Raw genomic sequence first — 23,640 nt, 5'->3', positions numbered from 1 at the left:
CGATATTCATCACCTGCCGACCGCAGGCTGGTTAGATATTCGATATTCCTCAATTTTGATTAATAATTCGAAGTATTCTTAAATTAGATAGCATTAGTCAATTAGTAATTTGATTGGGATGGAATGGTGAAATTTGGAATTTTTAAACTTTTTTTAACTAGGTGGGAAAAATTATAAAATTCACTTCAACTTAAAAAGAAGACTTTCATTCTATTGTAAACCTCGTAAATCAAAATTCTTAAATCGTAAATTCAATTATCTCTCAATAACCTAATAACCCATAACCATGAAACTCATTCGATTTGGAGAAGTAGGACATGAAAAACCAGGTATCCAGAATAAATCAGGACAGAATCTTGATTGCTCGGGATTTGGAGAAGACTGGAATGAAGCATTTTTTACCAATAATGGTCTGGCAAGACTACAAGAATGGCTGAATTTCAATCAAGCCAATCTCAAGGAGATTCCTGCAAATGCCCGAATAGGCTCGCCCATTGCTCGTCCTTCAAAAATTATCTGCATCGGTCTCAATTACCGAAAACATGCCGAAGAAGCAGGAATGGCAGTTCCGGAAGTTCCGATCATTTTTATGAAATCAACCTCTTCACTTTGCGGACCATTTGACCCAATTTACATTCCAAAAAATTCAATCCAAACTGACTGGGAAGTGGAATTGGCAGTTGTTATCGGTATACGAGCAAAGTATGTAAGCCCGGAAAATGCCAATGAATACATTGCAGGCTATTGCCTTCATAATGACGTCAGCGAACGTGATTTCCAGCTTCGACACGGTGGACAATGGGTCAAAGGGAAGAGTGCTGATCACTTCGCTCCACTCGGACCAGTTTTAGCTACTAAAGAAGAAATACCAGATCCGCATAATCTGCGTCTTTGGCTCAAATTGAACGGAAAAATCCTTCAGGACAGTAATACCTCTGACTTGATTTTTGACATCCCAACGATCGTCTCTCATCTCAGCCAATACATGACTTTACTGCCTGGAGACGTGATTTCCACTGGAACTCCAGCCGGCGTAGGTATGGGATTGAAGCCTATTCCACGTTATTTAGAGCATGGTGATATTGTCGAATTGGGAATTGATGGACTGGGAGTGTCACGACAGGTCGCGATGAAAGATCCTGAGGCATGAGACTGGACAGTCATCAACATTTCTGGGAGTATGATCCAAAACGACAGGATTGGATAGGTCCTGAAATGAACAGAATTCGACGCAATTTCAGGCCTGCAGATCTTTTTCCTTTACTTCAAGATGCTAAAATGGATGGTTGCATTGCAGTGCAAGCGGAAGAGAGCCTTCGGGAAACCGATTTTCTTCTCGATTTGGCAGATCAACACGAGTGGATCGTCGGAGTCGTCGGTTGGGCAGATTTGAAAAGCGATTCCTTAGATGAGTTGCTTGACACCTATTCTGAAAATCAAAAACTTTTGGGTTTTCGCGAAGTACTCCAATCCAAAGATCCGAGGTATATGCTTCAGGAAGAATTAATCTGGGGTATTCGAAAAATCGGTGAAAGAGGATACCCTTATGATATTTTGATATTCCCAAATCACTTGGAAGCTTCTTTAGATTTGGTGAAAAAATGCCCGAATCAACGTTTTGTCATCGATCATTTGGCCAAGCCATTTATCAAAGACGGAGAATGGAAAGATTGGAAAAAAGCCATGACGCTACTGGCCGAGCGGGAACTCGTTCACTGCAAACTTTCGGGAATGATTACAGAAGCTGATTGGAAAAAATGGACTCCTGAACAGCTCTTCCCCTATCTGGAAATTGCTGTGGAATTATTCGGGCCGAGTCGCTTGATGTATGGAAGTGATTGGCCTGTTTGTCTTTTGGCTGGAGAATATGAGCGATTTTGGCAAGTGATTGAGGAGTTTACTGACACGCTATCTGCAACTGAAAAAGCAAGAATCATGGGCGAAACTGCGGCTGAGTTTTATAGGGTATGAAGGATAAAGAGTTTAAGAGTTGGAAGACCGAAGACCGAAGACCGAAGACCGAAGTATCCAAATCTAGCGTTCAAAGGTTTCGACTTTGTTAAACCTGACAACCTGCATTGACAACTGCGACCTACTGAAAACTGATTACTGAGACTGCCTACTGACCACTGAACACTAAATATGAACCTAAACCTACAAGATAAAGTCATCCTAATCTCCGGAGGTGCCAAAGGTATCGGAGGTGCTATTTCCAGAGGATTGATCGAAGAAGGAGCTATTCCTGTGATGATAGACCCATCTGAGAAAGAAGGAAAGGAAATCCTCGACTTGGCAAAAGGAAATGCACTTCAAATACCTATCCGACTATTTTCCCCTGAAGATGCTGAGTCTGCCGTGAAGCAAACCATTGAAACCTTTGGACGAATTGATGGCTTGGTCAACAATGCCGGCGCAAATGATGGAGTTGGACTGGAATATGGAACTCCGGAGGCATTTGCCAATTCTGTAGGTAAGAATCTTTTCCACTACTTTTATTTGGCCCATTTCGCTTTGCCGTATTTAAAAAAAAGCAAAGGAGCTATTGTCAATATTTCATCCAAAACAGCCGTAACCGGACAAGGCAAAACTTCTGGATATATTGCTGCCAAAGGGGCTCAACTTGCGCTGACCCGAGAATGGGCGGTGGAGCTCCTCCCCTATCAAATCCGAGTAAATGCCATTCTTCCAGCTGAGGTTTTTACCCCGATGTACGAAAACTGGATTCAGTCTTTCCCCAATCCAGAAGAAAAACTGAATGAAATCAATGCACGAATTCCTTTGGGAAATCGAATGACGACCTCGGAAGAAATTGCTTCGATGGCTATTTTTTTACTTTCGGATAAAGCCTCCCACATCACCGGACAACATCTCTATGTTGACGGTGGCTATACGCACCTTGATCGAGCCCTTTGATATCAAACCCATGACTCAAAAACCAGCCCTTGTCCCAAAAGATCTTCTACTCCCTTTTATTCTAGTTACCTCACTTTTTGCACTTTGGGGATTCGCCAATGACATCACCAACCCCATGGTCGCCGCATTCAAGCGTGTCTTGGAACTGAACAATACCCAAGCTTCCTGGGTGCAATTGGCGTTTTATGGGGGGTATTTTACCATGGCTTTACCCGCAGCTTTCTTTATCAAAAAATACTCCTACAAAACCGGAGTGCTGCTTGGCTTGGGACTTTATGCAATAGGAGCTTGTCTGTTTTACCCAGCAGCAGCTTGGGAAAGTTATGGTTTTTTTCTCGCCTCACTTTACATTTTGACTTTTGGTTTGGCTTTCCTAGAAACTACCGCTAATCCATACATTCTTTCGATGGGACCCGAAGTCACGGCAACCCAGCGATTGAATTTAGCGCAAGCCTTTAATCCCATGGGAGCTTTGGCCGGACTCTTTGTCGCCAAAACCTTTATTCTCAATGCACTTCAGTCAAATAATGTCGATGAAAACGGGAACATCATATTTGACTCCTTAGATGAAGCCGCCAAATCTGTCATCCGAACTAATGACCTGATGGTCATCCGCAACCCTTATGTGATGTTGGGCTTGGTGGTGGTCGGGATATTTATTGTGATTTTGATGGTCAAAATGCCCGAGAGTAAGGATTCCACAGGTAAAGTCAACTTTGGTCCAACGATGAAAAGACTGGTTAAGAATCGAAATTTCGTCGAAGGAACCCTAGCTCAAATGTTCTATGTCGGTGCGCAGATCATGGTTTGGACCTATATCTACCAATACGCTGAATCAATCGGAATTAGTACATACGATGCAGTCAATTATGCATATGCCTCACTAGGTATATTCCTTGTTGGCCGATGGATTTGCACCTTTTTGATGAGGATAATTGCCCCTAGAAAGTTGCTGGCAATTTTCAGTGTAATGGCAATGGTTTTCACGGTAGGAGCTATTTTCCTTACGGGAATGATTGGACTTTATAGCCTGGTGGCGATCAGTTTTGCGATGTCACTGATGTTTCCTACCATATACGGAGTGGCATTAGAAGGCTTGGGTGAAGACTCTAAATTTGCCGCGGCTTTTTTAGTGATGGCAATCGTCGGAGGAGCAATCATGCCAACGCTTCAGGGGATGATTTTGGATTTAGGAGGAAAGGGCTACACTGATGTGATTATCTTAGGTGTTCCCGAAGTGAATTTCTCTTTTGTTTTGCCGCTGTTTTGTTTTCTGGTGGTGTTGTTGTTTGCGGTACGGGTGAAGGAAGTTGGGAGGGTAGGAAGTTAGGAGGTTGGGAAGTAGGTGTGATTCATTATTCGATATTCTTCATTCGATGTTCATTATTTGTCAGTCCGGTGTCGGATGACCGATGTCCGATGCCTACGATTTCGCTGTTCGATATTCGATGTTCGATGTTCATTAATTTCAAACACCGAATGCCTGCAAGTACTCGGACTGGAAAATTTCGAAGTTTGTAAGATTCAATTGCAACTAAAAATACCTTCGAGGTTCTAAAAACCAAAAAGGTTTCCATCACCTCGTAAATCGTAATTCAAAAATCGTAAATCCAAAATGCAAACCTTCCTTCTCATCTGCGATCTCAAAGACGAACCTGAAGCAATTCAGGCCTATATCGACTGTCATAAAGCGGTCGCTCCGGAAATCCTAGAAAGCATTCGAGTTGCTGGAGTGCATCAAATGAGCATTTACCGCTGGCATAACCGACTCAGCATGATACTGGTAGGTGATGATAATTTTAGCTTTGAGCGAAAAGCTGAGCTCGACAATGCAAATCCAAAAGTGCAGGAATGGGAGGCTTTTCTCGGTCAATATCAAACCAATCTTCCGGGCACTCCCGCAAATTGGAGATGGGCTGTGACGGAGAAGATTTTTGAGTTTAGGGTTTGAAGGTTAATTGTTAAGGGTTAATTGATTTGTTAAGGGTTAATGGTTAAAAGTTGAGTCTCTGAATTAAGCCTTCAATTGTTAACTTATGAAAATTCAAGGTCTGTTCCGATTCGTTGACAGAGATAGAAGTATCGTTCTTTTCAGCGATAAATCTTATTATCGTATAAATAGATGATAATTGATTTTATCGTATAAATAAACGATATTTTGAATAATCATTGAATTAGACGATATTTCATTCTATGATAGCAGTGATCAAAGGTGACATCATCCATTCCCGTAAGCTCAGAAATCCTGAACCTTGGTTAAAACCCTTGCAGGAACTTTTTTCCCAATGGGGTGAAACACCCAAAAACTGGGAATTGGTCTGGGGTGACTTTTTTCAGCTGGAGATCAAAAATCCTGAAGAAGCACTGCACCGGGCAATTCAGATTAAGATTTTGATAAAGAAGATCCAATCCGAGGAAAACCAAAAAAACTCCAGCCCGATAGATGTTCGCATTTCCATAGGTATCGGTGAAAAAAACTATACAGGGGTCAAAATCTCCGAAAGCAATGGGCCTGCCTTTATCAATGCCGGAGAAAAGTTTGACCGATTAAAAAAGGAGAAAATCAACCTGGCTATCCAGAGCCCTTGGAAAGAATTGGATGAGGAAATCAATTTGTATCTAAAGCTAGCTGGAATAGTAATGGATAGCTGGTCAATATCTTCAGCTGAACTTATGGAAGTAGTATGGAATCATCCAAATATCACCCAAGAAGAAATTGGAGAAAAACTGGGCATTAAGCAGAATTCCGTTAGTGGGCGATGGAATCGAACTCATGTAGTTGATTTGATGGAAATAGAAAAAGTTTACCGTAAAAGGATTAAAAAACTGATTCTATGATCATTCTTGTTAAACTTCTGCTGGCTCATTTGATTGGAGATTTCTTACTTCAACCAAAATCATGGGTAACAGAAAAGGAAAAGAAAAAAGCAAAATCCCCAAAAATCTATCTTCACTTTCTGATTCACGGTGCACTGATAGTAATTCTACTTGGAATCGAATATTGGGGTTTGGCGTTGTATTTAATGCTGATTCACGGTTTGATAGACCTGATAAAGCTATACTTTCAAAAAAGCAATAACTGGGTTCACTGGTTTTTTGCAGATCAAATGGTCCATTTATCAGCAATTGTGGGTTTGTGGTATTTTTATTTCGAACCCGAAATCGACCTTTCGTTTTCACCTGCTTTCTGGATTTATCTCACTGCCCTAATTCTAATCACTCAAGTAGCTGGCATCACCATACAGTTATTGCTTGCAGGCTGGTCAAAAAAGTTGGACCTCTCAGAGGGCGCTTCACTTCAAAATGCCGGAAAATATATTGGAATGTTGGAGCGATTATTTGTTTTTGTGTTTGTGATCACTGGTAAATTGGAAGCAATAGGTTTCCTTTTGGCTGCCAAGTCAGTTTTTCGATTTGGGGATCTCAGGAAATCAAAAGATAGAAAACTGACCGAATATATTTTAATTGGCACATTGATCAGTTTTGGAATATCCATCCTCACAGGACTTGCAGTTCTATGGGTTGTAGAAAATATTTAAAAACCTTGTATTATGCTCTCAACTATGAAAAAACCATTACTAACCATCCTTTTTAGCCTTTTCAGCTTTATGGCATTTTCCCAAAATCATACGCTCCCACTTTGGAATGGCACTCCTCCCCTTCAGAATGAAATGGACTTGAAGGAAGAAGTTGTTTCTGAAGGCATCATCCGAATCGCCAATGTGCAAATACCGACGATTGAAGTTTATCTTCCAGCAAAGCAGATTTCTACAGGCAAAGCTGTGGTCATTTTTCCTGGTGGTGGATATGGAATATTGGCCTATGACTGGGAAGGAACCGACTTCGCCAAATGGTTAAATTCACAGGGAATAGCAGGAATTGTGGTCAAGTACCGCCTTCCCATTTCCAAATCCCTGACCGATCCGAAGGAAGTTCCGCTCATGGATGCTCAACGTGCTATACGCTTAGTCAGGCAAAATGCTACTGCTTGGAACATCGATCCAGCCAAAGTCGGCGTGATGGGTTTCTCTGCCGGAGGGCACTTAGCCTCCACAATCAGTACACAATACAACCATGAAATAGATCGGCCAAAGGATCCCATAGACGCACTTTCCGCCAGGCCTGATTTTTCTGTTTTGGTCTATCCTGTAATTACATTTCAGGATGATGCAGTTCATGGAGGCTCGAGAAAGAACCTAATTGGAGAAAATGCTTCCCAAGAATTGAAAGATCGCTTTTCTGGTCAATTGAATGTCAATTCAGAAACCCCTCCAACTTTCTTGGTTCATGCACAGGATGACAAGGGAGTTCCGATTGAAAATTCAATTCTCTATTATCAAGCACTGCACAAAAATGGGGTGAAAGCTTCACTCCACATCTATCCATCCGGTGGTCATGGATTTGCTTTTGGATTGGGAAAAGGAGCTTTGGAAGGCTGGAGAGAGGTTTTACTGGCGTGGATGAATGAAACAATTGAAAAGTAAGATTTGTAAGTAGTAAAAAGTGAGTAGAGAGTCACAACTTACTTTTTACTACTCACCACTTACAAGTCTCGGAGTTTACTATAAAGTTAAACAAACGATAAAGGTGATGTGACTCTCTTTCTAGGCGATTCGGTGTATTCTTAATCATCCATTGTTAAAAAATCCTGGACAGATCTTTTAAAAAAGATGGCTTGCATCTTATGCCATAAGTACCCCCATCTTCAACCTGCCAACCATTGCCTTTCTTAGCCAATTGAGCAATAAAAAGCCTCCAAAATCAATCCTTGACTTTGGAGGCTGGTAATGGGTGTTGTGGCTTTTTAGCTTACTTTTTCAGGAATTTGAATGTCTGAGGAACGCCGTTGGAGTTTACAAGTAGAACAAATACTCCCGGTTTCAATCTTAAATTCGTGATATCCAAGATTATCTTCCCATTTTCTGATTCCATCAATTGAGTAAACAACTGTATACCTTTCATATCATAAATGCTTACTTCGAGCTGCTCTTCCTTGAATTCTGAAAGTTCAAGAATTATCTGATCCGAAACAGGGTTAGGATACATTCTGGTAACCTTTGAAGTATCACTCAATTGAGGCTCTTTCACCATCACAGAAGCGTTTCCTTTGGATTTAGTGGAATCAGGTTTCTCTGATGTGTTTCCATCGATTCTGAATGCAGCACTTGTAATGGAGAAATTAACGGTTTTGGTTGTTCCCACAGTTCCTCTTCTTTTAGGTTTGGAATATGGGGTCGCTGTCAGGATATACTCTCCTGGAGGTAAATTCCGTCCATTATAACTTCCTTTTTTCTCTCCAAAGAGTGAATATGGCGCATCATCATCAGTTGTAGTAGCTTTTACAGGACCTGAGAGTTTGATATATACACTTCCCACGAGCGATGGCGCTGGATTCGCCCTTAGATTAAGTCTCAGCCCCTGGGTCAGAGTTTGATCAATCTGCATGCCGTCTGTTAGTGTTACTATATCCCCATTGGTTCCCGAATTGACCAAAGTGAAATTATCAATACTCAAATCAGAATTGGTTTGTATTACAGTCACCAAAGTCGAGGCATAAAAACTACCATCTTGTGTGGTGGCTGTAACTGTAGACTCCCCAGGGCTTATGGCAGTCACCAAACCGTTGGAGTTTACAATTGCTACATCTGGATCAGAAGAAGACCAAATCACAGTTTTATTGGTTGCGTTAACAGGCTCTACCGTCGCTGAGATCTGAAGTGTGCTTCCCTCCAACATAGTGAATGTTGACGGTGTAGTTGTTATCCCTGTGACAAAAACAGGGGCTTCTACAATAGAGAACTGAATAGAAGTAGTCGAACCGACAGTTCCTTTTCTTTTTGAGCGAGAATATGGGGTTGCTGTAAGGATATAGTTACCCGCTGGCAAATTCCGTCCATTATAATTTCCTTTTTTATCTCCAAAAAGGGCATATGGTGCAACATCATCGGTCATAGTTGCATTTACAGGCCCGGCGAGCGTGATATACACACTTCCAACTATCATTGGAGTAGTATTCGCTCTGATATTCAGGCTCAGTCCCCGAATTATATTTTGATCGATTTGAAGCCCATCAGTTAGATTAAATATATCTCCATTGGTGCCCGAATTAACTAATACAAAACTGATTGTATCATTATTAGGATCCACACAATCTGCAATACCATCATTATCAGTGTCGGCAAATCCTTCATCTGTTTGTCCGTTGCAATTGTTATCGATACCATCGCACACCTCAGCAGCACCTGGGTTTATTTCAGGATTGTTATCATTGCAATCGCCGTCGCCAAGAAGATCCGCATAGCGGTATCCTTCACCTGGACTTTCGCATTGTTTAATCCCCTCACCAGTATAGTACCCATCGCTGTCTGCGTCAAGGTACCAGACCGTATTAGGGTTGATATCTGGATTAGTATCGTCGCAATCGGTATTGTCGGTTACATAATTCTCTGGTGCTGAACAGGCTTGCATGCTAACAGCTGGGTCACCAAAACCATCTCCGTCGTCATCGAGGTAGAAGGTGGTTGTTACACCTTCGTCAATCTGTTCATTACAGTTGTTATCCACACCATCGCACACCTCAGCAGCACCTGGGTTGATTTCAGGATCATTATCATTGCAATCGCCGTCGCCAAGAAGATCCGCATAGCGGTATCCTTCACCTGGACTTTCACACTGTTTTATCCCCTCACCAGTATAGTACCCATCGCTGTCTGCGTCAAGGTACCAGACCGTATTAGGGTTGATATCTGGATTAGTATCGTCGCAATCGGTATTGTTGGTCACGTAATTCCCTGGTGCTGAACAGGCTTGGATGCTAACAGCAGGGTCACCAAAACCATCTCCATCGTCATCGTGGTAGAAAGTTGTTGTTACACCTTCATCAATCTGCCCATTGCAGTTGTTATCCACACCATCGCATACTTCGGTTGCACCTGGATTGATGTCTGCATTGTTATCGTTGCAATCGCCATTTGTAGCTATTAAATCAGTTTCTAGTTTGTAGCCATCAGGCTGTAAACATTGGGTAACTGAAGTACCATCACTGTAACCATCATTGTCTGCATCTTTAAACCATTTGGTTGCAGGATTGATAACACTATTTAGGTCATTACAATCTGTAGCAAAATTGATTAATTCAGATGGTAGTTTATAGTTTGCAGGTCTTAAACACTGCCTTAGGGTTACACCATCTGAATAACCATCACCATCTTCATCTTTAAACCATAATGTATTCGGGTTTAGTGCTGCATCGTTATCATTACAGTCCCCAACAATGGCTGTTAATTCTCTCGCCAACTTATGTTTTTCAGGACGTGTGCATTGGACAATAAAATTTCCTGTACTATAGCCATCATTATCAAAGTCAGGATACCATCTTGTATTTGGATTAATAGCCGCATCGTTATCATCACAATCACCGCCCGGCACTACCTCTCCTATGAGTTTATATCCCGAAGGCCTGAAACAACTTTGTTGACTTGCTCCATCACTGAAGCCATCATTGTCGACATCTTTATACCATACTGTACCCGGGCTAATGGATGCATTAGTATCATCACAATCCAACGTTAATCCTGCTAACTCTGAAGCAAGTTTTCCTAATGTAAAGGTGGTGGAAAAAAATCCGCCGTAAAAAAATTGCGGCCTGTTGCAACCAGTGAATGTCCGGTTACTTGGATATCCATCACCATCCCTGTCTTCGTACCAAACAGTGTTGGGGTTGATCTCGGGATTGCTATCATTACAATCAGTATTGTTGCTTACATATCCCGAAGGCGCTGAACAGGCTTGTTGGCTAATAGCAGGATTGCCAAAACCGTCTCCGTCCAAATCTTGGTAGAAAGTGGTTTGTACGCCTTCGTCAATCTGCCCATTGCAGTTGTTATCCACGCCATCGCATACTTCTGTGGCACCGGGATTGATGTTAGGATTGCTGTCATTGCAGTCACCAGTAGTCGAAGTCAGTTCAGTAGCTGCCTTATAACCTGTAGGTCGCGAACATTGGGTAATAGAAGATACACCGGTGGCTCCATAGCCATCGTTGTCGCTGTCTTTGTACCACACTTGTCCAGGTTTTTCTATCGAACTGTTGTCATTACAATCAGTATTGTTGCTTACATATCCCGAAGGCGCTGAACAGGCTTGTTGGCTAATAGCAGGATTGCCAAAACCGTCTCCGTCCAAATCTTGGTAGAAGGTGGTTGTACAACCACCACCACCACCATCGATAGGATCACCAGGTATTATTACTACCAAAGGTTTGATTTCCCCTTCATCAGGTAATAATTGCCCCGCATTACCATCGACGCCTTCAATTGTAGCATTATTTCTAAGGGACGTATTTGTGTTTTCCCATTGGCCAGTACAAGCTTCGAAAATTACTTTAGCTCGCGTGGGCAATGCTAATTGCTCAAAAGAACTGGCTGGAATTTCAAAATTAACCTGCTCCCAGCGAACCGTGCCATTTGTAGTAGCCATTATCACGGGTGAAAAATCAGCCCGAAGCGTGAGGCCATCACCTTTGATAGTCACATTCTTGTTGATGGTCAAATAGACCGAAGTGAGCGTCACTTCTTTGACGTTGGAGAATGTAATGACATCTCCATCCTGGGCCTGTTCCAAGGCATTTCTAAGGCTTCCTTGGCCACTGTCATTTCCATTGGCGACCACTATTGTTTTGGCAAACGCTGCCTGTCCCAATAGACATAAGAAAAAGAGTAAAAATGTTTTCATGAGTTTTTAGTTATTATTTGAGTTCATTCGAAATTTCGCTTTGCAAGAGATCTGTCCTCCTGCATCTCGACTTTGAAATGCTTGATTCATATTTCAATAATTTCTTTTTAGACCATCAGCATAAAAATGTTTTTCACCGACAAAAGAGAATCTTTAGCTATCGATTTCTCTTGATTGATTTGGTCCGGTATCGCTTCAATTCGCTTTTCGAAAAAGAAGTACACCAAAAGAATGAGAATCAGGACGACGATAAATCCTATCAACAGTGTCCAATTTTTCTTTCCCATACTTGCCTCCAGATAAGAAAATTATCATGGTCCAAATAGTATGTTATACCAGGATGAACAAAGTTTTTAAGGCGACAAAATACTGACAAGTTTAAGCGAAAAGCTTAAAAGTACCGGACAAAGTCCGGACAGGGGAAAGTTAAAAAATTTATAATCAATGAGTTATAGTCCGTAAAAAAACTCTCGTGACCTTAGTGAATAAAAACTAAAACGAAAAGTTTTGCATTGCCTTTTTGAAAACCACATAGCCACATAGAAAACATAGTATAAGTTCTTTGAGGAATATTAAACTATGTGTCACTATGTTCCTATTTTTTTAAAAAATATTCTCGGCGTTGCGCTGGCATATGCATCCAGGCTCTTTATTAAAAATTCTGCGCCAGCGCAAGGTTGAATGGAATTCTCTCCAGTCCAGGGGTTATAGTTCGACAAGCTCACCAACCAACCCTGGCTATTACATGTCGCCCCTACAGGGCTTTAAGGAAAATAAACTTTTGCTTTTCTCTTCGCTTTCAAAAGGGTTAATCTCTGATACCGCCACCGAAGATCTCAGAGAACATATCTTCAAAACCAACTTTTCTCAGTGGACCAGGCATATCAGCAGTAAGGACTGTTGTCAAAAAAACTTTGCGTTCCTTCGCAGCTAAAAATCAAAAAGCTTCAGCTTTCTCTGTGAAATTGAAAAAGGTCTTCAGTGAGAGATGAGATTGAGGTTCCATTTACAAACCAATATTCCTCTAACTTTTCTTTATTTTTCTCTGTGGTAAAAAAAAGCCGAAGGTAAGATTTAAGTTAAATTTTAAAGAGACGGCCCCTTGCAGTGTATCAAATACCCGCAATGTATTCGTCTAGATTGGTATCGGATCCAAGTTGAAGTCGCTGTCGTAAGCGTTGCCGTGTTTTATGTACACTATCTACCGAGATACCTAGCATAGCAGCCATTTGTTTGCTGGTCAATTCCAAACGCGTAAGTGCTGCCATCCGCTGTTCGGCCACAGTTATATCCGCCGCATTTTTTTTGAGCTTGTGGAAAAAAGTAGGATATATTTTATCGAAGAGTGATTTGAATTTTACCCAATCATCTTCGGTAAGTATAGTTTGCTGGCTTAGTTCGAAAATGAGAAGTTGCTGTTCGGAGGTTACACTATTTTCATTCAATTGTCCTTCCAGCTTTTCAATGAGGCTTGTTTTCTCAATGATATTAGCGGTAAAGCTTTTAATCTGTTCTTTTGATGATTGAATTTGCTGCTCCATCAGCATTTTTTCACTTTCAGCTTTTTCCAATGCCAACTTATTTTTCAAGCCCCGTCTGTTCTCTATTAAGTATATGATCAGGGAAAAAGCAACAATGGCGGCTATCAAACTATTTCTGATGAATAGCTCCTTCTGTTTTTCCTTATTTATTTTCTGAATTTTGTAACGACTTTCTTCACTTTTCAACCTTGCATCAGCAATATCAAGACTGCTCGTAGCAATTTCTTTTTCCAGCGAATCATTCAGTGATATGTAGCGGTCGTTGAAATAAAACGCACTATCATAGTTCCCCATTGCCCGATATATTTGGCTGAGGGTATAGTAAGTATCACGCCGATATTGATTTTTGGGCCAAAGACCTAACAAGCGAAGGGCTTCCTTTGCTTCGGCTAAAGCGGCTATCATATTGCCCCTAGCCAGATTTGCCTTGGCCATCCATTGGGATGCATTGGCGGCTTCGTTAAAAGCACTATCGTACATACTGTACTGAAAATTGGTTTTGAACAGAGCCCATGCTGAATCATAATTATTTTGCACGTAGATAATCTTACCAATATTACCCAACACCTTTTCTGCCAAGATCGAATCCATATTATCGGTCGCATATTTAAGTGCCTGCTGCCAGTAGATGTTAGCAGAATCATTTTCGTTTTTATTGTAAAAACTACTGCCTATTGTATTGTAGGCATTTACCTTGTACATGTAGGGATTTTCATAATTCCATTCATCATTTGGTGTATTCCATGCAGCTATTCCTTTTTTTGCATAGGTAATAGCTTCGTCATATTCCCGTACCTCGTGAAGCAAAGCTGCAAGTTCAGTATATACCGGGGGCTCAACTGGATAGTTTATCTTTTCGAACAGATCAACTCCGTTTTTGGAGTACATCACCGCCCAGGCTGTTTCTCCAAAAGAAAGTATTCGGCGTGCAGAATAAAAGTTTACCCACCCAATTACTTTTTCATTTTCAGTTTGGAATGCTGCATCGAGGGCATTAGCATAGAGTTGCATCAACTGTTCCTTGATGGGCATTAAAGCTGCTGCGTTGCGATCCTTATACTTATCGTATCCGGCATATTTTGCATATATAACAGCTGCTTTGACCATATAAAAATAGGTTCTGAAATAATATCCTTTTGCCCAACTTGAGGTCTCAAGGGAATCCAAAAAATGAATTGCCCGTAGGCTATCCACTTCAATCAACTGTTCCGTCAAACTTCCTAAGCTGTTTACTTCAGTCAACTGACTTTTACTTAATTCAACTGCCCATTTATCGACATCAAGCCCTAGCTTTTCAGGTTCCTGTGCAGGTGCAGAAATACAAAATCCTGTAAATAATAAGATTAAAAAGCAGATTTGAGTGTATTGCATTCTTAGCTTTTCCATGAGCATTGTAAACATAATAAAAAAGTTCAAACTACCAATAACGTTCTCCCGTCTTCCTGTCAAAGACAGTAAAATAACCTCAGTTTATTGTTATGATTGGTTTCAAAACTAAACTTAAGCAAATCTTAAGAAAATAAATTTTCAGCAAAAAACTCGGTTATACAGCCATTTGTTTAAAACCGTTCAAAGCGGGATCAATAGACTTTGGGATCAAAACATGGAGATTTTCCAAAAAATCAAATACATTTCGCATAGATCAGGTTATTTGATCATCAATTATTATAAAAATATGCCCATCAAAGTAATTGCCTTCGACGCGGACGATACCCTTTGGGTGAACGAACCGTTTTTTCGCGAAGCGGAGGAAAAGTTTGCCAGTCTGTTGGAGGATTTTATGCCGCAGCATACAATCATGAAAGAATTGTATCGCACCGAGATCGAAAATCTTGGGATTTACGGGTATGGGGTCAAAGGCTTTATGCTTTCTATGATTGAAACAGCCATGCGGATTTCAGATCACAAGATGCCAATTCGGATCATCGAAAAAATCATCACAATTGGTCAGGAAATGCTTGCTAAACCAGTTGACCTACTTCCAGGAGTGGAAGAAGTCCTCAAATCCCTCAATGGAGATTATCGCATCGTGATGGCAACAAAGGGTGATTTGGTGGATCAAGAGCGAAAACTCAAAATATCGGGCCTTGAGAAGCATTTTCACCATATAGAGATCATGAGCGAAAAGCGGGTTTCAGATTATGAAAAACTGATCCGTCATTTGGATATCACCCCTTCCGAGTTCTTGATGTTAGGCAACAGCCTGAAGTCCGACATTCTTCCCGTTTTGGAAATGGGGGGATATGGTATTCATATTCCTTTTCATATCACTTGGGCGCATGAGATGGTCGAACATGAAGTGGAACATGAGCGATTTTTTAAGTTGGAGCACATTGGAGAAGCGTCTGAATTGATTCGGAAAATTGGATAAGCGAACCTTTCCAGATTTTATTACCTCTATCCAGAAAGTTTAAAAACACTCTTCCAGTTGACTATCAAGCAAATACATAAAATAAAAGGCGATCAACTAATCATTGATTTGCCAGAAAGTCTCAAATCTTCCGGAAAAGAAGTTTTGGTGACCATAGAGGATACATCGACCATCCACCAAAAAAAAATAGAGTTGATGAAGAGAGCACCTGAAGATCCAATTTTTCTAAAGGATCTTGAGGAAATAAAATCTGATTTTAAGAGTATCGATTTCGAATAAAAAATGACTTTTAAAAAATGAGCCATTTAGTTAAACTTTTGTTTTCTTTTTGGAGTTGGCTGGAGACTTTGACCTAAGTGCTTTTGCTTTAGCAAAAAATTCATTCAACTCTTTTTCTTCTTTTTCCGAAAGTTTTTCACCACCAAGAAAATCAATTTCAAGTTCAATATTTTCTTTTCTATCCTTCATAATTAAAATATTTATTTACCAGGTTTAGAGCTGCACTTGGATTTAGAATCATCAATCTACCTCCAAAATGAAAAGCTCCTAAAGTATTAACGTAATGTTCAATAAGCTGAGTTTTGGAAATAAACGCAACATTTCCTTCATGACCCCTTTCTAAAGAAATTTTACAAGCAAATGCAACCAAATTACCTGCCACTCCAATATACATCTTCTCGTGTCCTTTATTAACAGGAGAATTTTCAAGAAGATGCATAAAGACATGGTCTTCTTTTTCTTCTAAGCTGATTATTCCTTGAATGATTTGGGGGTTGTCTTCAATGGTTAATTTGAAAACTTCTCGGTTTTGACTCTTGAATTCATTTTTCCAGTTGAAAACCCATCCAGATTTTTTGGTTACTTTCTTCAATTCCTCAAAACTAAGTAAGCTTAAAGTGGTCCTAAATTGATCCCCACTAACTCTATTTTCGATAGAATTAGTCAGCTTATCTATTTCAGAATCTAAACCCCTGATTTTCATTTTACTATTCTAAAATAATTTATTTCAAGGATAGGGAAAATTGTTGAACGGAATAAAATTTCGAATTCAAATAATAGCTTTTGAAACAACGATTAAATTAGTGTCACCGGATCACCATCTTTCAAATTGGCTTGGTATAAATTTTTTTATACAGCATTGATTTAGACTTCTACTTTACTCAATTCTCCAAAACCTGCTTTTCTTCCAAAAGCACTTTTCTCAACTTTTCGTAGTCCAAATCCTGAACGGCTTGCTTCTCATCAATCGCCAAAGAAGCAGCTGCGGCAGCACTTTGCCCCAAAATCATAAATACAGGCTCCATCCGGATCGAGCCAAAAGCGGTATGCGAACTCGATACACAGACCGGAACTAGGAGGTTGGTACAATCTTCTTTTTTGGGAACCAAAGTCCCATAGGAAATCGAATAAGGTTGCTTAGGATGAACCCCAATATCTCCTTCGTTTTGGACATAACCTCCCGGAGTCACAAATCGCTGGGTATTATGAGAATCCAAGGAATAGGAACCCATACCGACAGGATGAGGTACTGCTTTGGCACCAAGGACATCATGCTCGGTCATCACATAGGCACCGATCATTCGACGAGCTTCGCGGACATATATCTGATGCGGCCAATTACCATTATCTGTGAATTCATCTTTTGCTAAGCCATAGTTTGCCATTTCATTTCGGACATCTTCAGGGACTTTGGGATCATGGGAAAGGAAATACATCAGCCCCTTTTGGTAGTCCTCATGATCCTTGATGATTTCCTTTCGTCGTTCATAGCTCGCCTCAGGATAATCATAGTTTTTACCGATATAGTCCGTGCTAAATGGCCCATGGTTATTAGTATCAGTTTTTAGGTTAGGGATGGGATCGTACTTATCAAAAGTCTCCTTCCAACCTGCTGCATACACTCTCGCTAGAAGTTCATATCGTGCAGGATCATAGTTTTGTGGCTTCGCAAAAGGAACTCGATTATCGGGATTTCGGCTCAAGGCCATTCTGAAATTATAGGCTTGAAGCAACTTATCCCCTTCCCCATTTTTTCCCGGAGGATTTGGAGAAATCTCAGGCAATACTCCACTGGAAGGATCTCCGGGAACCTTGTAAGCACTGATAGAATCCTTGAAGTAATGCCGGTGCTGATACACCCCTACTTGCACCCCGTTCCAGGTTTCACCATACACTGAATTACCTTCCCGACCGACATGATAGCTCACTCCAGCCGCAGCCATCAAATCTCCTTCGTAAGTGGCATCGATAAAGACTTTGCCTTGAAAAGTTTTTCCGGAAAGCGTACGAATTGATGTGATTTTTCCATCCTTCATTGTTACCCCAGATTCCCGATCCAGCCATTCATCCCGATGGATTTCGAGTTGATTTTCCCGGACAAAATCCTCAAAAACCCGCTCGGCTGCGTGCGGTTCGAAAATCCACATCGTTCGATTCTCCCCATCTATCGCTGGAGTTCCTTGACCTTTGTTACCATAGTCTTCCCGCTTTTGCCATTTCCAAGCCGAATCCTGTTCGTAATGCAGGTATAATCGGTGATAGAATTCTCTGGCCAAACCTCCAATCACCGATTTATTTCCAGTATCTGTAAAACCCAAACCACCGGAGGATAAACCTCCAAGGTGAATATCCGGAGACACGACTAATACCGATTTCCCCATTTTCGCTGCTTGAACTGCCGCAGTAATCCCCGCAGATGTCCCGCCATAAATTATGATATCGGCTTCGAAGGCTGTTTTTTCCTGTGAATTGCATGAAAAAACAAGAAGGCTGAGAAAAAGGGAGAAAATTAGCCGCATGGAGAGGTGGTTAATAGTTATTTGGAATTGGTTAGTGGTTAGTGGTTACCAAAACTTGAAAATTGATCATTGACCATTGATCATTGAAAATTTTTCAGATTCCTGATTCAATACTTCATCAGTTAATGAACTTCCTGAATTAACCACAATTCGATATCGGAAAGTTACCGATTCTCCATCTGCCAATTTGAAGTTCAATTCTTCTTTCCCTCCACTCAAGGCCTTTTGACCAAGCGTATTTGAAGCAAATAGCCCATAGCCTCGAGCATGCCAGTACGTAGGATAACCGGGGTTTTGAGGATGATCGATTATGGCTAGTGATAGCTTTTCTCCTTTGATTTCACCGGTAAGATTCACCCATTTTCCTCGGGTTCCCCATACATCGTCTCCTTCGATTCCTTCGCTGCTTCGGTACATGCCAGTGACACCTTCATTGTTTAAAGTCGGAACAGCAGTAGCAATCCCGCTCGCATCGGTGAAGATCTCAGGCTTATTGGATGGATGCTCCAATTCCCGCGCAACTCGGATTCCCAACATTCCTTCTTTGTTATCGGTGAATGACACATCCTGTCCATGGGCAGTCAAGGTGGTGGTGCGATCAATTACTCGCTTTTCTCCAACTGAACTGAATATAAAGTGCGTAGTTTCTTTCAACAGAATCCTTCCATCAGAAGCAATCCAATCTGCCGCCACTTCCAATTCCGCCCCTTCCCTACTTTCTCTAGTGCTGAGGATCTCAGTATGAACAATCGAGCCGTACCCACTCTTTTTATCCTCCCCTATCGCATCTGAATTGTTCCAAAAATCCAAACCATTTACGTCACCATAATTGAACCATACACCGATATGGTGCATATGATCGACTCGTTCTCCTGCTCTTGGCGCTAATGGGAAACCTCGAGTTAGGTCATTCCCATTTGCGGATTTGATAGGATAAAGGACCGGTTTGGCTATAGATTCGGGATACAGATAAGCCGTAAAAAGGGCTCCTTCGACCAATACCTCAACCTTCTTTTCTGTATCGTTTCTTACCAAAGTGACTGAATTCATTTGCTCCATTGAATCATCAGAATTGGTGTCTATTCCTCCAGAACAAGCTGAAGAAATCAAAATTAAACCGGCCCAAAGGCCGGTCTTTAGTTGAATAGTCATCGAATGATTGGATTAATATTGAAATACTTTGCCTCCAGCTAAAACTTCCTGCTTTTCCTCGTCGAAAGTCACAAATTGACCTGTCCGCAAAGCTGCAGTAGTCATGATATTAGCAATGGAATGGTTGTACCCTGCCATCACATCGGCATTCGGCTTTTTCCGGTTACGAACACAATCCAACCAGTTCCGCATATGTGCTGAAGTCAAATCATCTACCCCAGTATCTGCACCAGTTTCGGCTTGTATTGCCTCACCCAACGCCAGATCGGGAAGAAGATTGGCTTCCATGCCCATGCCTCGTGCATTGTTTGCACTCAATCCTCCGTTTGGAGAAATTCGGTTGGTATCGAGGTTAAGTTCTCCTGAATTGGAATAATAAATCTCCTTCGTTCCACCTGCTCCATTTGTAAATCTAGAAGAATAGATTACCTGAAAACCTTTGGTGCTGTCATTCAATGGCCCGTAATCAAAGACCGCAGTCATGGTATCGTAGTTTTCTCTGCCGTCTTTCCAGAGGTAAATCCCTCCATTGGCAGCTACGCTTCTCGGATGTGGCAAGTCTGTAAACCAGTGGACGGTATCGATCTGATGCGCCATCCACTGTCCCGGAATTCCTGAGGAGAATGGCCAAAACAAACGGAATTCCAAATATTTTCTCGAATCCCATTCCTGCTTTGGTCGATTCATCAAGTATCTGTCCCAGTCGGTGTCTTCTTTTCTAATTTGAGTAGAAAGGTCTTTTCTTCTCCATCTACCCGGCTGATTCACGTTCCAGGTCATCTCCACAGCCACGATATTTCCGAATTTCCCGGCTTTGATGAAATCATTTGCCTGATGATAATTGAGGCCACTTCGGCGCTGGGAACCTACCTGAACAATTTTTCCGGTACGGAGCACGGCTTCTTTGGCTGCTCGGTTATCGGCCATGGTTTCGGCAAAAGGCTTCTCCACATACACGTCACGCCCAGCTTCTACTGCTTCCTTGCAATGCAAGGCATGCTGAAAATCCGCCGTGCTGATGATCACCGCATCTACATCCTTTCGATCGTAGAGTTCTTCATTATTTCTGGCAGTGGCAATCGTCAATCCACTTTTATCCTTGACATAGGCCACACATTCCTCTCTTCTTCTGTTCCAAATGTCAGAGACGGCTGTGAATTGAAAATTCGTTTCCTTGGAATGCTTGAGCATGGCAGGAATCAAAGCACCTCTTGCCCGGTCGGAAAAACCGACGATCCCGACATTGACTCGGTCATTAGCTCCCAAGATTTTACTATAGCTGCTTGCAGGAAAAGCTAAAGCACCCAAACCCACTCCTGCGGTGGTAAGGGCTGATTTTTTGAGAAAATCTCTTCTCGAATTGTCGTTTTTCATGGTATTTTGGAGTTATTGTTTTAGTGTTGTATGTCGGATGACCGATGTCCGATGTTCGATGACCGATGTCCGATGTCGGATGACTGATGATGGTTAGGTTCAAAGTTTAGACAGTCACTTTTTTATCTGTTTTTTGATTGTGTCACTAATTCATTGAATAGAGAAAGTTGCTCTTTGAGTGCAGCGATGCGGTCAGCGGGTTGAGTTCGGGCTTCGAGCAGGATCCAGCCATCGTAATTCATTCCTGTAAAGAGTTTGAAAAGCTCTGGATAAGGATACTCCCCGACATTGAATTCCCGGACGTGGACGGTGTCACCAAACCATTTTTTCACGCTGTGAAAATTGGCCTCGAGGCCCGGTGGTAATAGATCCTCGTCATTACAGTTCCAGCAGATTTTGACATTGGATTCCGTCACCTGATCGAAAATCGCTTTCATCACCGGGAGTTCCTGAGTGAGATTCCCATGTACCTCAACCCGAATTATTTGTCCATAATCTTGGGCAAATTTCCCAACTTCATTGAAAGAAGTGGCGATCTGTGCAATGGTTTTCTCCTTGGAAACTCCTTCAGGAAGGTTGTTTGGCTTCACTTTGATTCCTGTAGCACCGATGTCTTGGCAGAGCTTGATGTAGGCTTTGGTGCCTTCTATGTTTTCTTTGAGTTTGGCAGGATCGGGGCTGTGGTATTCGTAATTACTACCATATCCAAGGCAAGTGACTGGGCTATCTGCAAACCGCTTCTTAACTTCTTCCCGTTGCGCAGCACTGAGATTGGTTTCCACTGCATGGGCATGTTGGGTCCGAAGTTCTACACCCAAAACGCCTGTTTCCTCACAATTGGCGATCAAAGTGGGAAGATCCCAGTCTTTTCCCCACTCATAAGTCACGAGGCCAAATCTCATTCCATCTCTCCTTGAAGCCGAGCATGCTGGAATAAATGGTAGTGCTGAAATGCCAATTCCAGCAGCAATTGATTTTTGAATAAAGCTTCTTCTGGACAAATCCTTTTCTATCATAGCTAATTATACCAATAAAAATGCGGACGAGCGTCCCGAGCTATGTTTAATCTTCGGAAACGATTGTGGAAAAGGAGGGTTTTATTTGCCACGAAGGCAGTGAAGGAACTCAAAGGAGATATTTCGACTAGTTCAAATTTTCAGACCTTCACGGAGCAGACGGGCTTGACCCAAAAGATTTAGTTCATCCTGCTTTTAATATTCCTAGTTTACTGATCTTGGAATCAGTTTTTCCAGTTCTCTTTCGAATTTGTTGAAGTTTCGCTTGTTCTTGCCCCAATCAATTATTTGAGTGGGTAATGCACAAATGGATTTGAATTCGAGTTCAGTAAAAAAATTATCTTGAGTAAACGACACATCAATATATTCCAAAAATGAAGACATGGAAAAACTTGTCTGAGCGTAAAAACGACTCCTTTCTTCGTCAAAACCAACTTTTCTAAAACCAGCATTTTTTGAAGCCTCTTTTATGATCCTCAGGTTTTGCTCGGGGTTTCCTTGTACCTTCTTCCTTGCGACAAATTTACTTGTAATGGCGTCTGGGTTCCTCGTAAGTTTTTTATAAGCAAAAGTGAAAAGGACTATAATCAATACAAGTAACCACCATGTATTAATGTCAAAGATTTCCATGTTGTTTAAATTTAAAAATTAGTTGTGTATAATTCACTCCCCCAACCTACCAATTCCCCCTCATTTTTAAAAGCTTATTCGAACCTGAAAAGAAATATTATCCGAAAACAATCGAATACAAACGACTAGCTACCGACTAATTCTCGGGTCGCTTTCGTTACTGTTTGCAACTCTTATTAGGTGAAATTTTCAAACTTGGATCTACCATTATTATGGAGTCTTCAGATTTAACTCCCGGTAGGGAGGCTGCTATTAAAAAACATTTACCACTGAGGACTCAGAGAATAGGTTCTAGGTAATGTCATCTTTTGAAAAACTTCAATCGCCTTTGAGTTCATAGAAAAAGCTAAAGCTTTTAACTTTTTTTGTTAACAGCTAAACTTTGGTAAAGACTTCAAAGATGGACCTACTAAAATGGAGTCTTACACTAACAAATCTTATTTCTAATACAGATAAGGTCCAAGTTGGGAGACTTGAATCAAAAGCAAAAAAAATCTGTCCTGATCTGTGATTTTGATCTGTGAGAATCTGTGGGAAAACAAAAAATTGATTCAATATCTATTTGTTCCAGTTACTCCGTCTGATTGCGTAAACAAATTCGTCCAATAAAACTTCATCTTTAAATAGGTGTTTAGGCTACAGACTTTATTATCATTATTCCTATCATGATCGCAAAAGGAGAAATTAATTGAAAATAACCTGGTTTTAAAATATCAGCACATTTATTGGAAAAAGCATGATGTAATTTTTTAGGAACAAAATAAAGAACAATAGAAGTAATGAGCATAAACCATCCAAACAGTTTGAAAAACTCAGGATATTTTGAATAATTCGAGAAAATAATCAATGCAGTCGCAGGTATCATTCTTATTGTAATTTCTCCATAATTAATGAGGTTTGTACTTCCAGCTTTCCTCAAAGTTTCTCTAGCAATTTTAGGCCTGAATAACATAATTGCTCCTATAAGAATAAAAAATAATCCGAAAGCAATTAATGTCCATTTTGCTATTTCTATTATCATAATTCTGAATTTCTAAATTTTTAGATAGCGTTTTTACTTTACAATTTCGGCAGTATACCTCCAACGTTTCTTGGCTTAAAGCTGGAGAGCA

20 protein-coding genes are annotated in these 23,640 nt (G+C 41.0%); 9 read left to right on the top strand and 11 right to left on the bottom strand.

All coding sequences use genetic code 11. The annotated features are described in order from the left end of the window. Positions 1–286: 286 nt before the first annotated feature. The 8 genes from ACK4HU_RS07585 (at position 287) to ACK4HU_RS07550 (ending at position 7,397) form a co-directional block, all read left to right on the top strand. On the top strand, positions 287–1,150 hold the full coding sequence (locus ACK4HU_RS07585) for a fumarylacetoacetate hydrolase family protein (RefSeq protein WP_409805024.1): 864 nt from the start codon (positions 287–289) through the stop codon (positions 1,148–1,150). Further along, a complete protein-coding gene (locus ACK4HU_RS07580; protein WP_409805021.1) occupies positions 1,147–1,971 on the top strand; it encodes an amidohydrolase family protein in 825 nt (274 codons plus the stop codon). The genes ACK4HU_RS07585 and ACK4HU_RS07580 overlap by 4 nt, the downstream gene beginning before the upstream one ends. Positions 1,972–2,142: 171 nt before the next feature. Next, positions 2,143–2,913, top strand: a complete 771-nt coding sequence (locus ACK4HU_RS07575; protein ID WP_409805018.1) for an SDR family oxidoreductase — start codon at positions 2,143–2,145, stop codon at positions 2,911–2,913. Between the two features lie 10 nt (positions 2,914–2,923). Beyond that, positions 2,924–4,243, top strand: coding sequence for an L-fucose:H+ symporter permease (gene fucP, locus ACK4HU_RS07570; RefSeq protein WP_409805016.1), 1,320 nt, complete (start codon positions 2,924–2,926; stop codon positions 4,241–4,243). 285 nt (positions 4,244–4,528) lie between these two features. After that, positions 4,529–4,864: an L-rhamnose mutarotase gene (locus tag ACK4HU_RS07565; protein WP_409805013.1), complete on the top strand. Its 336-nt coding sequence runs from the start codon at positions 4,529–4,531 to the stop codon at positions 4,862–4,864. Between the two features lie 242 nt (positions 4,865–5,106). Then, on the top strand, positions 5,107–5,751 hold the full coding sequence (locus ACK4HU_RS07560) for a hypothetical protein (protein ID WP_409805010.1): 645 nt from the start codon (positions 5,107–5,109) through the stop codon (positions 5,749–5,751). Then, positions 5,748–6,452 carry a DUF3307 domain-containing protein gene (locus ACK4HU_RS07555; RefSeq protein WP_409805007.1) on the top strand — a complete coding sequence of 235 codons (705 nt, stop codon included), beginning with the start codon at positions 5,748–5,750 and terminating at the stop codon, positions 6,450–6,452. Before ACK4HU_RS07560 ends, ACK4HU_RS07555 begins: the two co-directional genes overlap by 4 nt. A 24-nt stretch (positions 6,453–6,476) precedes the next feature. Then, positions 6,477–7,397 (top strand): alpha/beta hydrolase, encoded by a 921-nt coding sequence (locus tag ACK4HU_RS07550; protein ID WP_409805005.1) that lies wholly within the window; start codon positions 6,477–6,479, stop codon positions 7,395–7,397. A 325-nt stretch (positions 7,398–7,722) separates the two neighbouring features. Here the strand turns inward: ACK4HU_RS07550 and ACK4HU_RS07545 are convergent, their stop codons facing one another. From ACK4HU_RS07545 to ACK4HU_RS07535, 3 genes are all read right to left on the bottom strand, one after another. After that, positions 7,723–11,646, bottom strand: a complete 3,924-nt coding sequence (locus tag ACK4HU_RS07545; RefSeq protein WP_409805002.1) for a MopE-related protein — start codon at positions 11,644–11,646, stop codon at positions 7,723–7,725. A gap of 107 nt (positions 11,647–11,753) precedes the next feature. Continuing rightward, a complete protein-coding gene (locus tag ACK4HU_RS07540; protein ID WP_409805000.1) occupies positions 11,754–11,933 on the bottom strand; it encodes a hypothetical protein in 180 nt (59 codons plus the stop codon). Between the two features lie 825 nt (positions 11,934–12,758). Then, on the bottom strand, positions 12,759–14,588 hold the full coding sequence (locus ACK4HU_RS07535) for a hypothetical protein (protein WP_409804997.1): 1,830 nt from the start codon (positions 14,586–14,588) through the stop codon (positions 12,759–12,761). A 202-nt stretch (positions 14,589–14,790) separates the two neighbouring features. Here ACK4HU_RS07535 and ACK4HU_RS07530 point away from each other — a divergent pair, with 202 nt between their 5' ends. Then, positions 14,791–15,558 (top strand): HAD family hydrolase, encoded by a 768-nt coding sequence (locus ACK4HU_RS07530; RefSeq protein ID WP_409804994.1) that lies wholly within the window; start codon positions 14,791–14,793, stop codon positions 15,556–15,558. 309 nt (positions 15,559–15,867) lie between these two features. On the opposite strand, the gene ACK4HU_RS07525 is transcribed toward ACK4HU_RS07530, so the two are convergent. The 8 genes from ACK4HU_RS07525 to ACK4HU_RS07490 all read right to left on the bottom strand — a co-directional run bounded on the left by ACK4HU_RS07525 (position 15,868) and on the right by ACK4HU_RS07490 (position 23,549). Beyond that, positions 15,868–16,026, bottom strand: coding sequence for a hypothetical protein (locus ACK4HU_RS07525; RefSeq protein WP_409804991.1), 159 nt, complete (start codon positions 16,024–16,026; stop codon positions 15,868–15,870). Further along, the gene (locus ACK4HU_RS07520; protein WP_409804988.1) at positions 16,016–16,540 is read right to left on the bottom strand and encodes a hypothetical protein; all 525 of its coding nucleotides are present in this window, start codon (positions 16,538–16,540) and stop codon (positions 16,016–16,018) included. The genes ACK4HU_RS07525 and ACK4HU_RS07520 overlap by 11 nt, the downstream gene beginning before the upstream one ends. Before the next feature lie 178 nt (positions 16,541–16,718). After that, positions 16,719–18,356, bottom strand: a complete 1,638-nt coding sequence (locus tag ACK4HU_RS07515; RefSeq protein WP_409804985.1) for an FAD-dependent oxidoreductase — start codon at positions 18,354–18,356, stop codon at positions 16,719–16,721. A 66-nt stretch (positions 18,357–18,422) separates the two neighbouring features. Then, on the bottom strand, positions 18,423–19,415 hold the full coding sequence (locus ACK4HU_RS07510; RefSeq protein ID WP_409805056.1) for a PmoA family protein: 993 nt from the start codon (positions 19,413–19,415) through the stop codon (positions 18,423–18,425). Between the two features lie 105 nt (positions 19,416–19,520). Next, positions 19,521–20,882 carry a Gfo/Idh/MocA family oxidoreductase gene (locus ACK4HU_RS07505; protein ID WP_409804983.1) on the bottom strand — a complete coding sequence of 454 codons (1,362 nt, stop codon included), beginning with the start codon at positions 20,880–20,882 and terminating at the stop codon, positions 19,521–19,523. A gap of 122 nt (positions 20,883–21,004) precedes the next feature. Beyond that, complete coding sequence (locus ACK4HU_RS07500; RefSeq protein WP_409804980.1) at positions 21,005–21,898, bottom strand: sugar phosphate isomerase/epimerase family protein; 894 nt, start codon at positions 21,896–21,898, stop codon at positions 21,005–21,007. A gap of 204 nt (positions 21,899–22,102) precedes the next feature. Then, the gene (locus ACK4HU_RS07495) at positions 22,103–22,528 is read right to left on the bottom strand and encodes a hypothetical protein (protein WP_409804977.1); all 426 of its coding nucleotides are present in this window, start codon (positions 22,526–22,528) and stop codon (positions 22,103–22,105) included. Positions 22,529–23,159: 631 nt separating this feature from the next. Then, positions 23,160–23,549, bottom strand: a complete 390-nt coding sequence (locus ACK4HU_RS07490) for a hypothetical protein (RefSeq protein WP_409804975.1) — start codon at positions 23,547–23,549, stop codon at positions 23,160–23,162. Positions 23,550–23,640 lie beyond the last annotated feature (91 nt).

This window comes from Algoriphagus sp. (assembly GCF_046296635.1).
Taxonomy (GTDB): Bacteria; Bacteroidota; Bacteroidia; order Cytophagales; family Cyclobacteriaceae; genus Algoriphagus.
The sequence above is the reverse complement of the archived record's forward strand: the minus strand, read 5'-3'. Positions and strand labels throughout refer to the sequence as shown.

Bases quoted from the DNA above. Each gene is read 5' to 3' on its own strand.
- ACK4HU_RS07525 (WP_409804991.1), bottom strand. From the start codon at position 16,026: ATGAAGGATAGAAAAGAAAATATTGAACTTGAAATTGATTTTCTTGGT.
- ACK4HU_RS07550 (WP_409805005.1), top strand. From the start codon at position 6,477: ATGAAAAAACCATTACTAACCATCCTTTTTAGCCTTTTCAGCTTTATG.
- ACK4HU_RS07515 (WP_409804985.1), bottom strand. From the start codon at position 18,356: ATGCGGCTAATTTTCTCCCTTTTTCTCAGCCTTCTTGTTTTTTCATGC.
- ACK4HU_RS07545 (WP_409805002.1), bottom strand. From the start codon at position 11,646: ATGAAAACATTTTTACTCTTTTTCTTATGTCTATTGGGACAGGCAGCG.
- ACK4HU_RS07565 (WP_409805013.1), top strand. From the start codon at position 4,529: ATGCAAACCTTCCTTCTCATCTGCGATCTCAAAGACGAACCTGAAGCA.
- fucP (WP_409805016.1), top strand. From the start codon at position 2,924: ATGACTCAAAAACCAGCCCTTGTCCCAAAAGATCTTCTACTCCCTTTT.
- ACK4HU_RS07505 (WP_409804983.1), bottom strand. From the start codon at position 20,882: ATGAAAAACGACAATTCGAGAAGAGATTTTCTCAAAAAATCAGCCCTT.
- ACK4HU_RS07495 (WP_409804977.1), bottom strand. From the start codon at position 22,528: ATGGAAATCTTTGACATTAATACATGGTGGTTACTTGTATTGATTATA.
- ACK4HU_RS07540 (WP_409805000.1), bottom strand. From the start codon at position 11,933: ATGGGAAAGAAAAATTGGACACTGTTGATAGGATTTATCGTCGTCCTG.
- ACK4HU_RS07520 (WP_409804988.1), bottom strand. From the start codon at position 16,540: ATGAAAATCAGGGGTTTAGATTCTGAAATAGATAAGCTGACTAATTCT.
- ACK4HU_RS07555 (WP_409805007.1), top strand. From the start codon at position 5,748: ATGATCATTCTTGTTAAACTTCTGCTGGCTCATTTGATTGGAGATTTC.
- ACK4HU_RS07510 (WP_409805056.1), bottom strand. From the start codon at position 19,415: ATGGAGCAAATGAATTCAGTCACTTTGGTAAGAAACGATACAGAAAAG.
- ACK4HU_RS07535 (WP_409804997.1), bottom strand. From the start codon at position 14,588: ATGTTTACAATGCTCATGGAAAAGCTAAGAATGCAATACACTCAAATC.
- ACK4HU_RS07580 (WP_409805021.1), top strand. From the start codon at position 1,147: ATGAGACTGGACAGTCATCAACATTTCTGGGAGTATGATCCAAAACGA.
- ACK4HU_RS07490 (WP_409804975.1), bottom strand. From the start codon at position 23,549: ATGATAATAGAAATAGCAAAATGGACATTAATTGCTTTCGGATTATTT.
- ACK4HU_RS07560 (WP_409805010.1), top strand. From the start codon at position 5,107: ATGATAGCAGTGATCAAAGGTGACATCATCCATTCCCGTAAGCTCAGA.
- ACK4HU_RS07530 (WP_409804994.1), top strand. From the start codon at position 14,791: ATGGAGATTTTCCAAAAAATCAAATACATTTCGCATAGATCAGGTTAT.
- ACK4HU_RS07575 (WP_409805018.1), top strand. From the start codon at position 2,143: ATGAACCTAAACCTACAAGATAAAGTCATCCTAATCTCCGGAGGTGCC.
- ACK4HU_RS07585 (WP_409805024.1), top strand. From the start codon at position 287: ATGAAACTCATTCGATTTGGAGAAGTAGGACATGAAAAACCAGGTATC.
- ACK4HU_RS07500 (WP_409804980.1), bottom strand. From the start codon at position 21,898: ATGATAGAAAAGGATTTGTCCAGAAGAAGCTTTATTCAAAAATCAATT.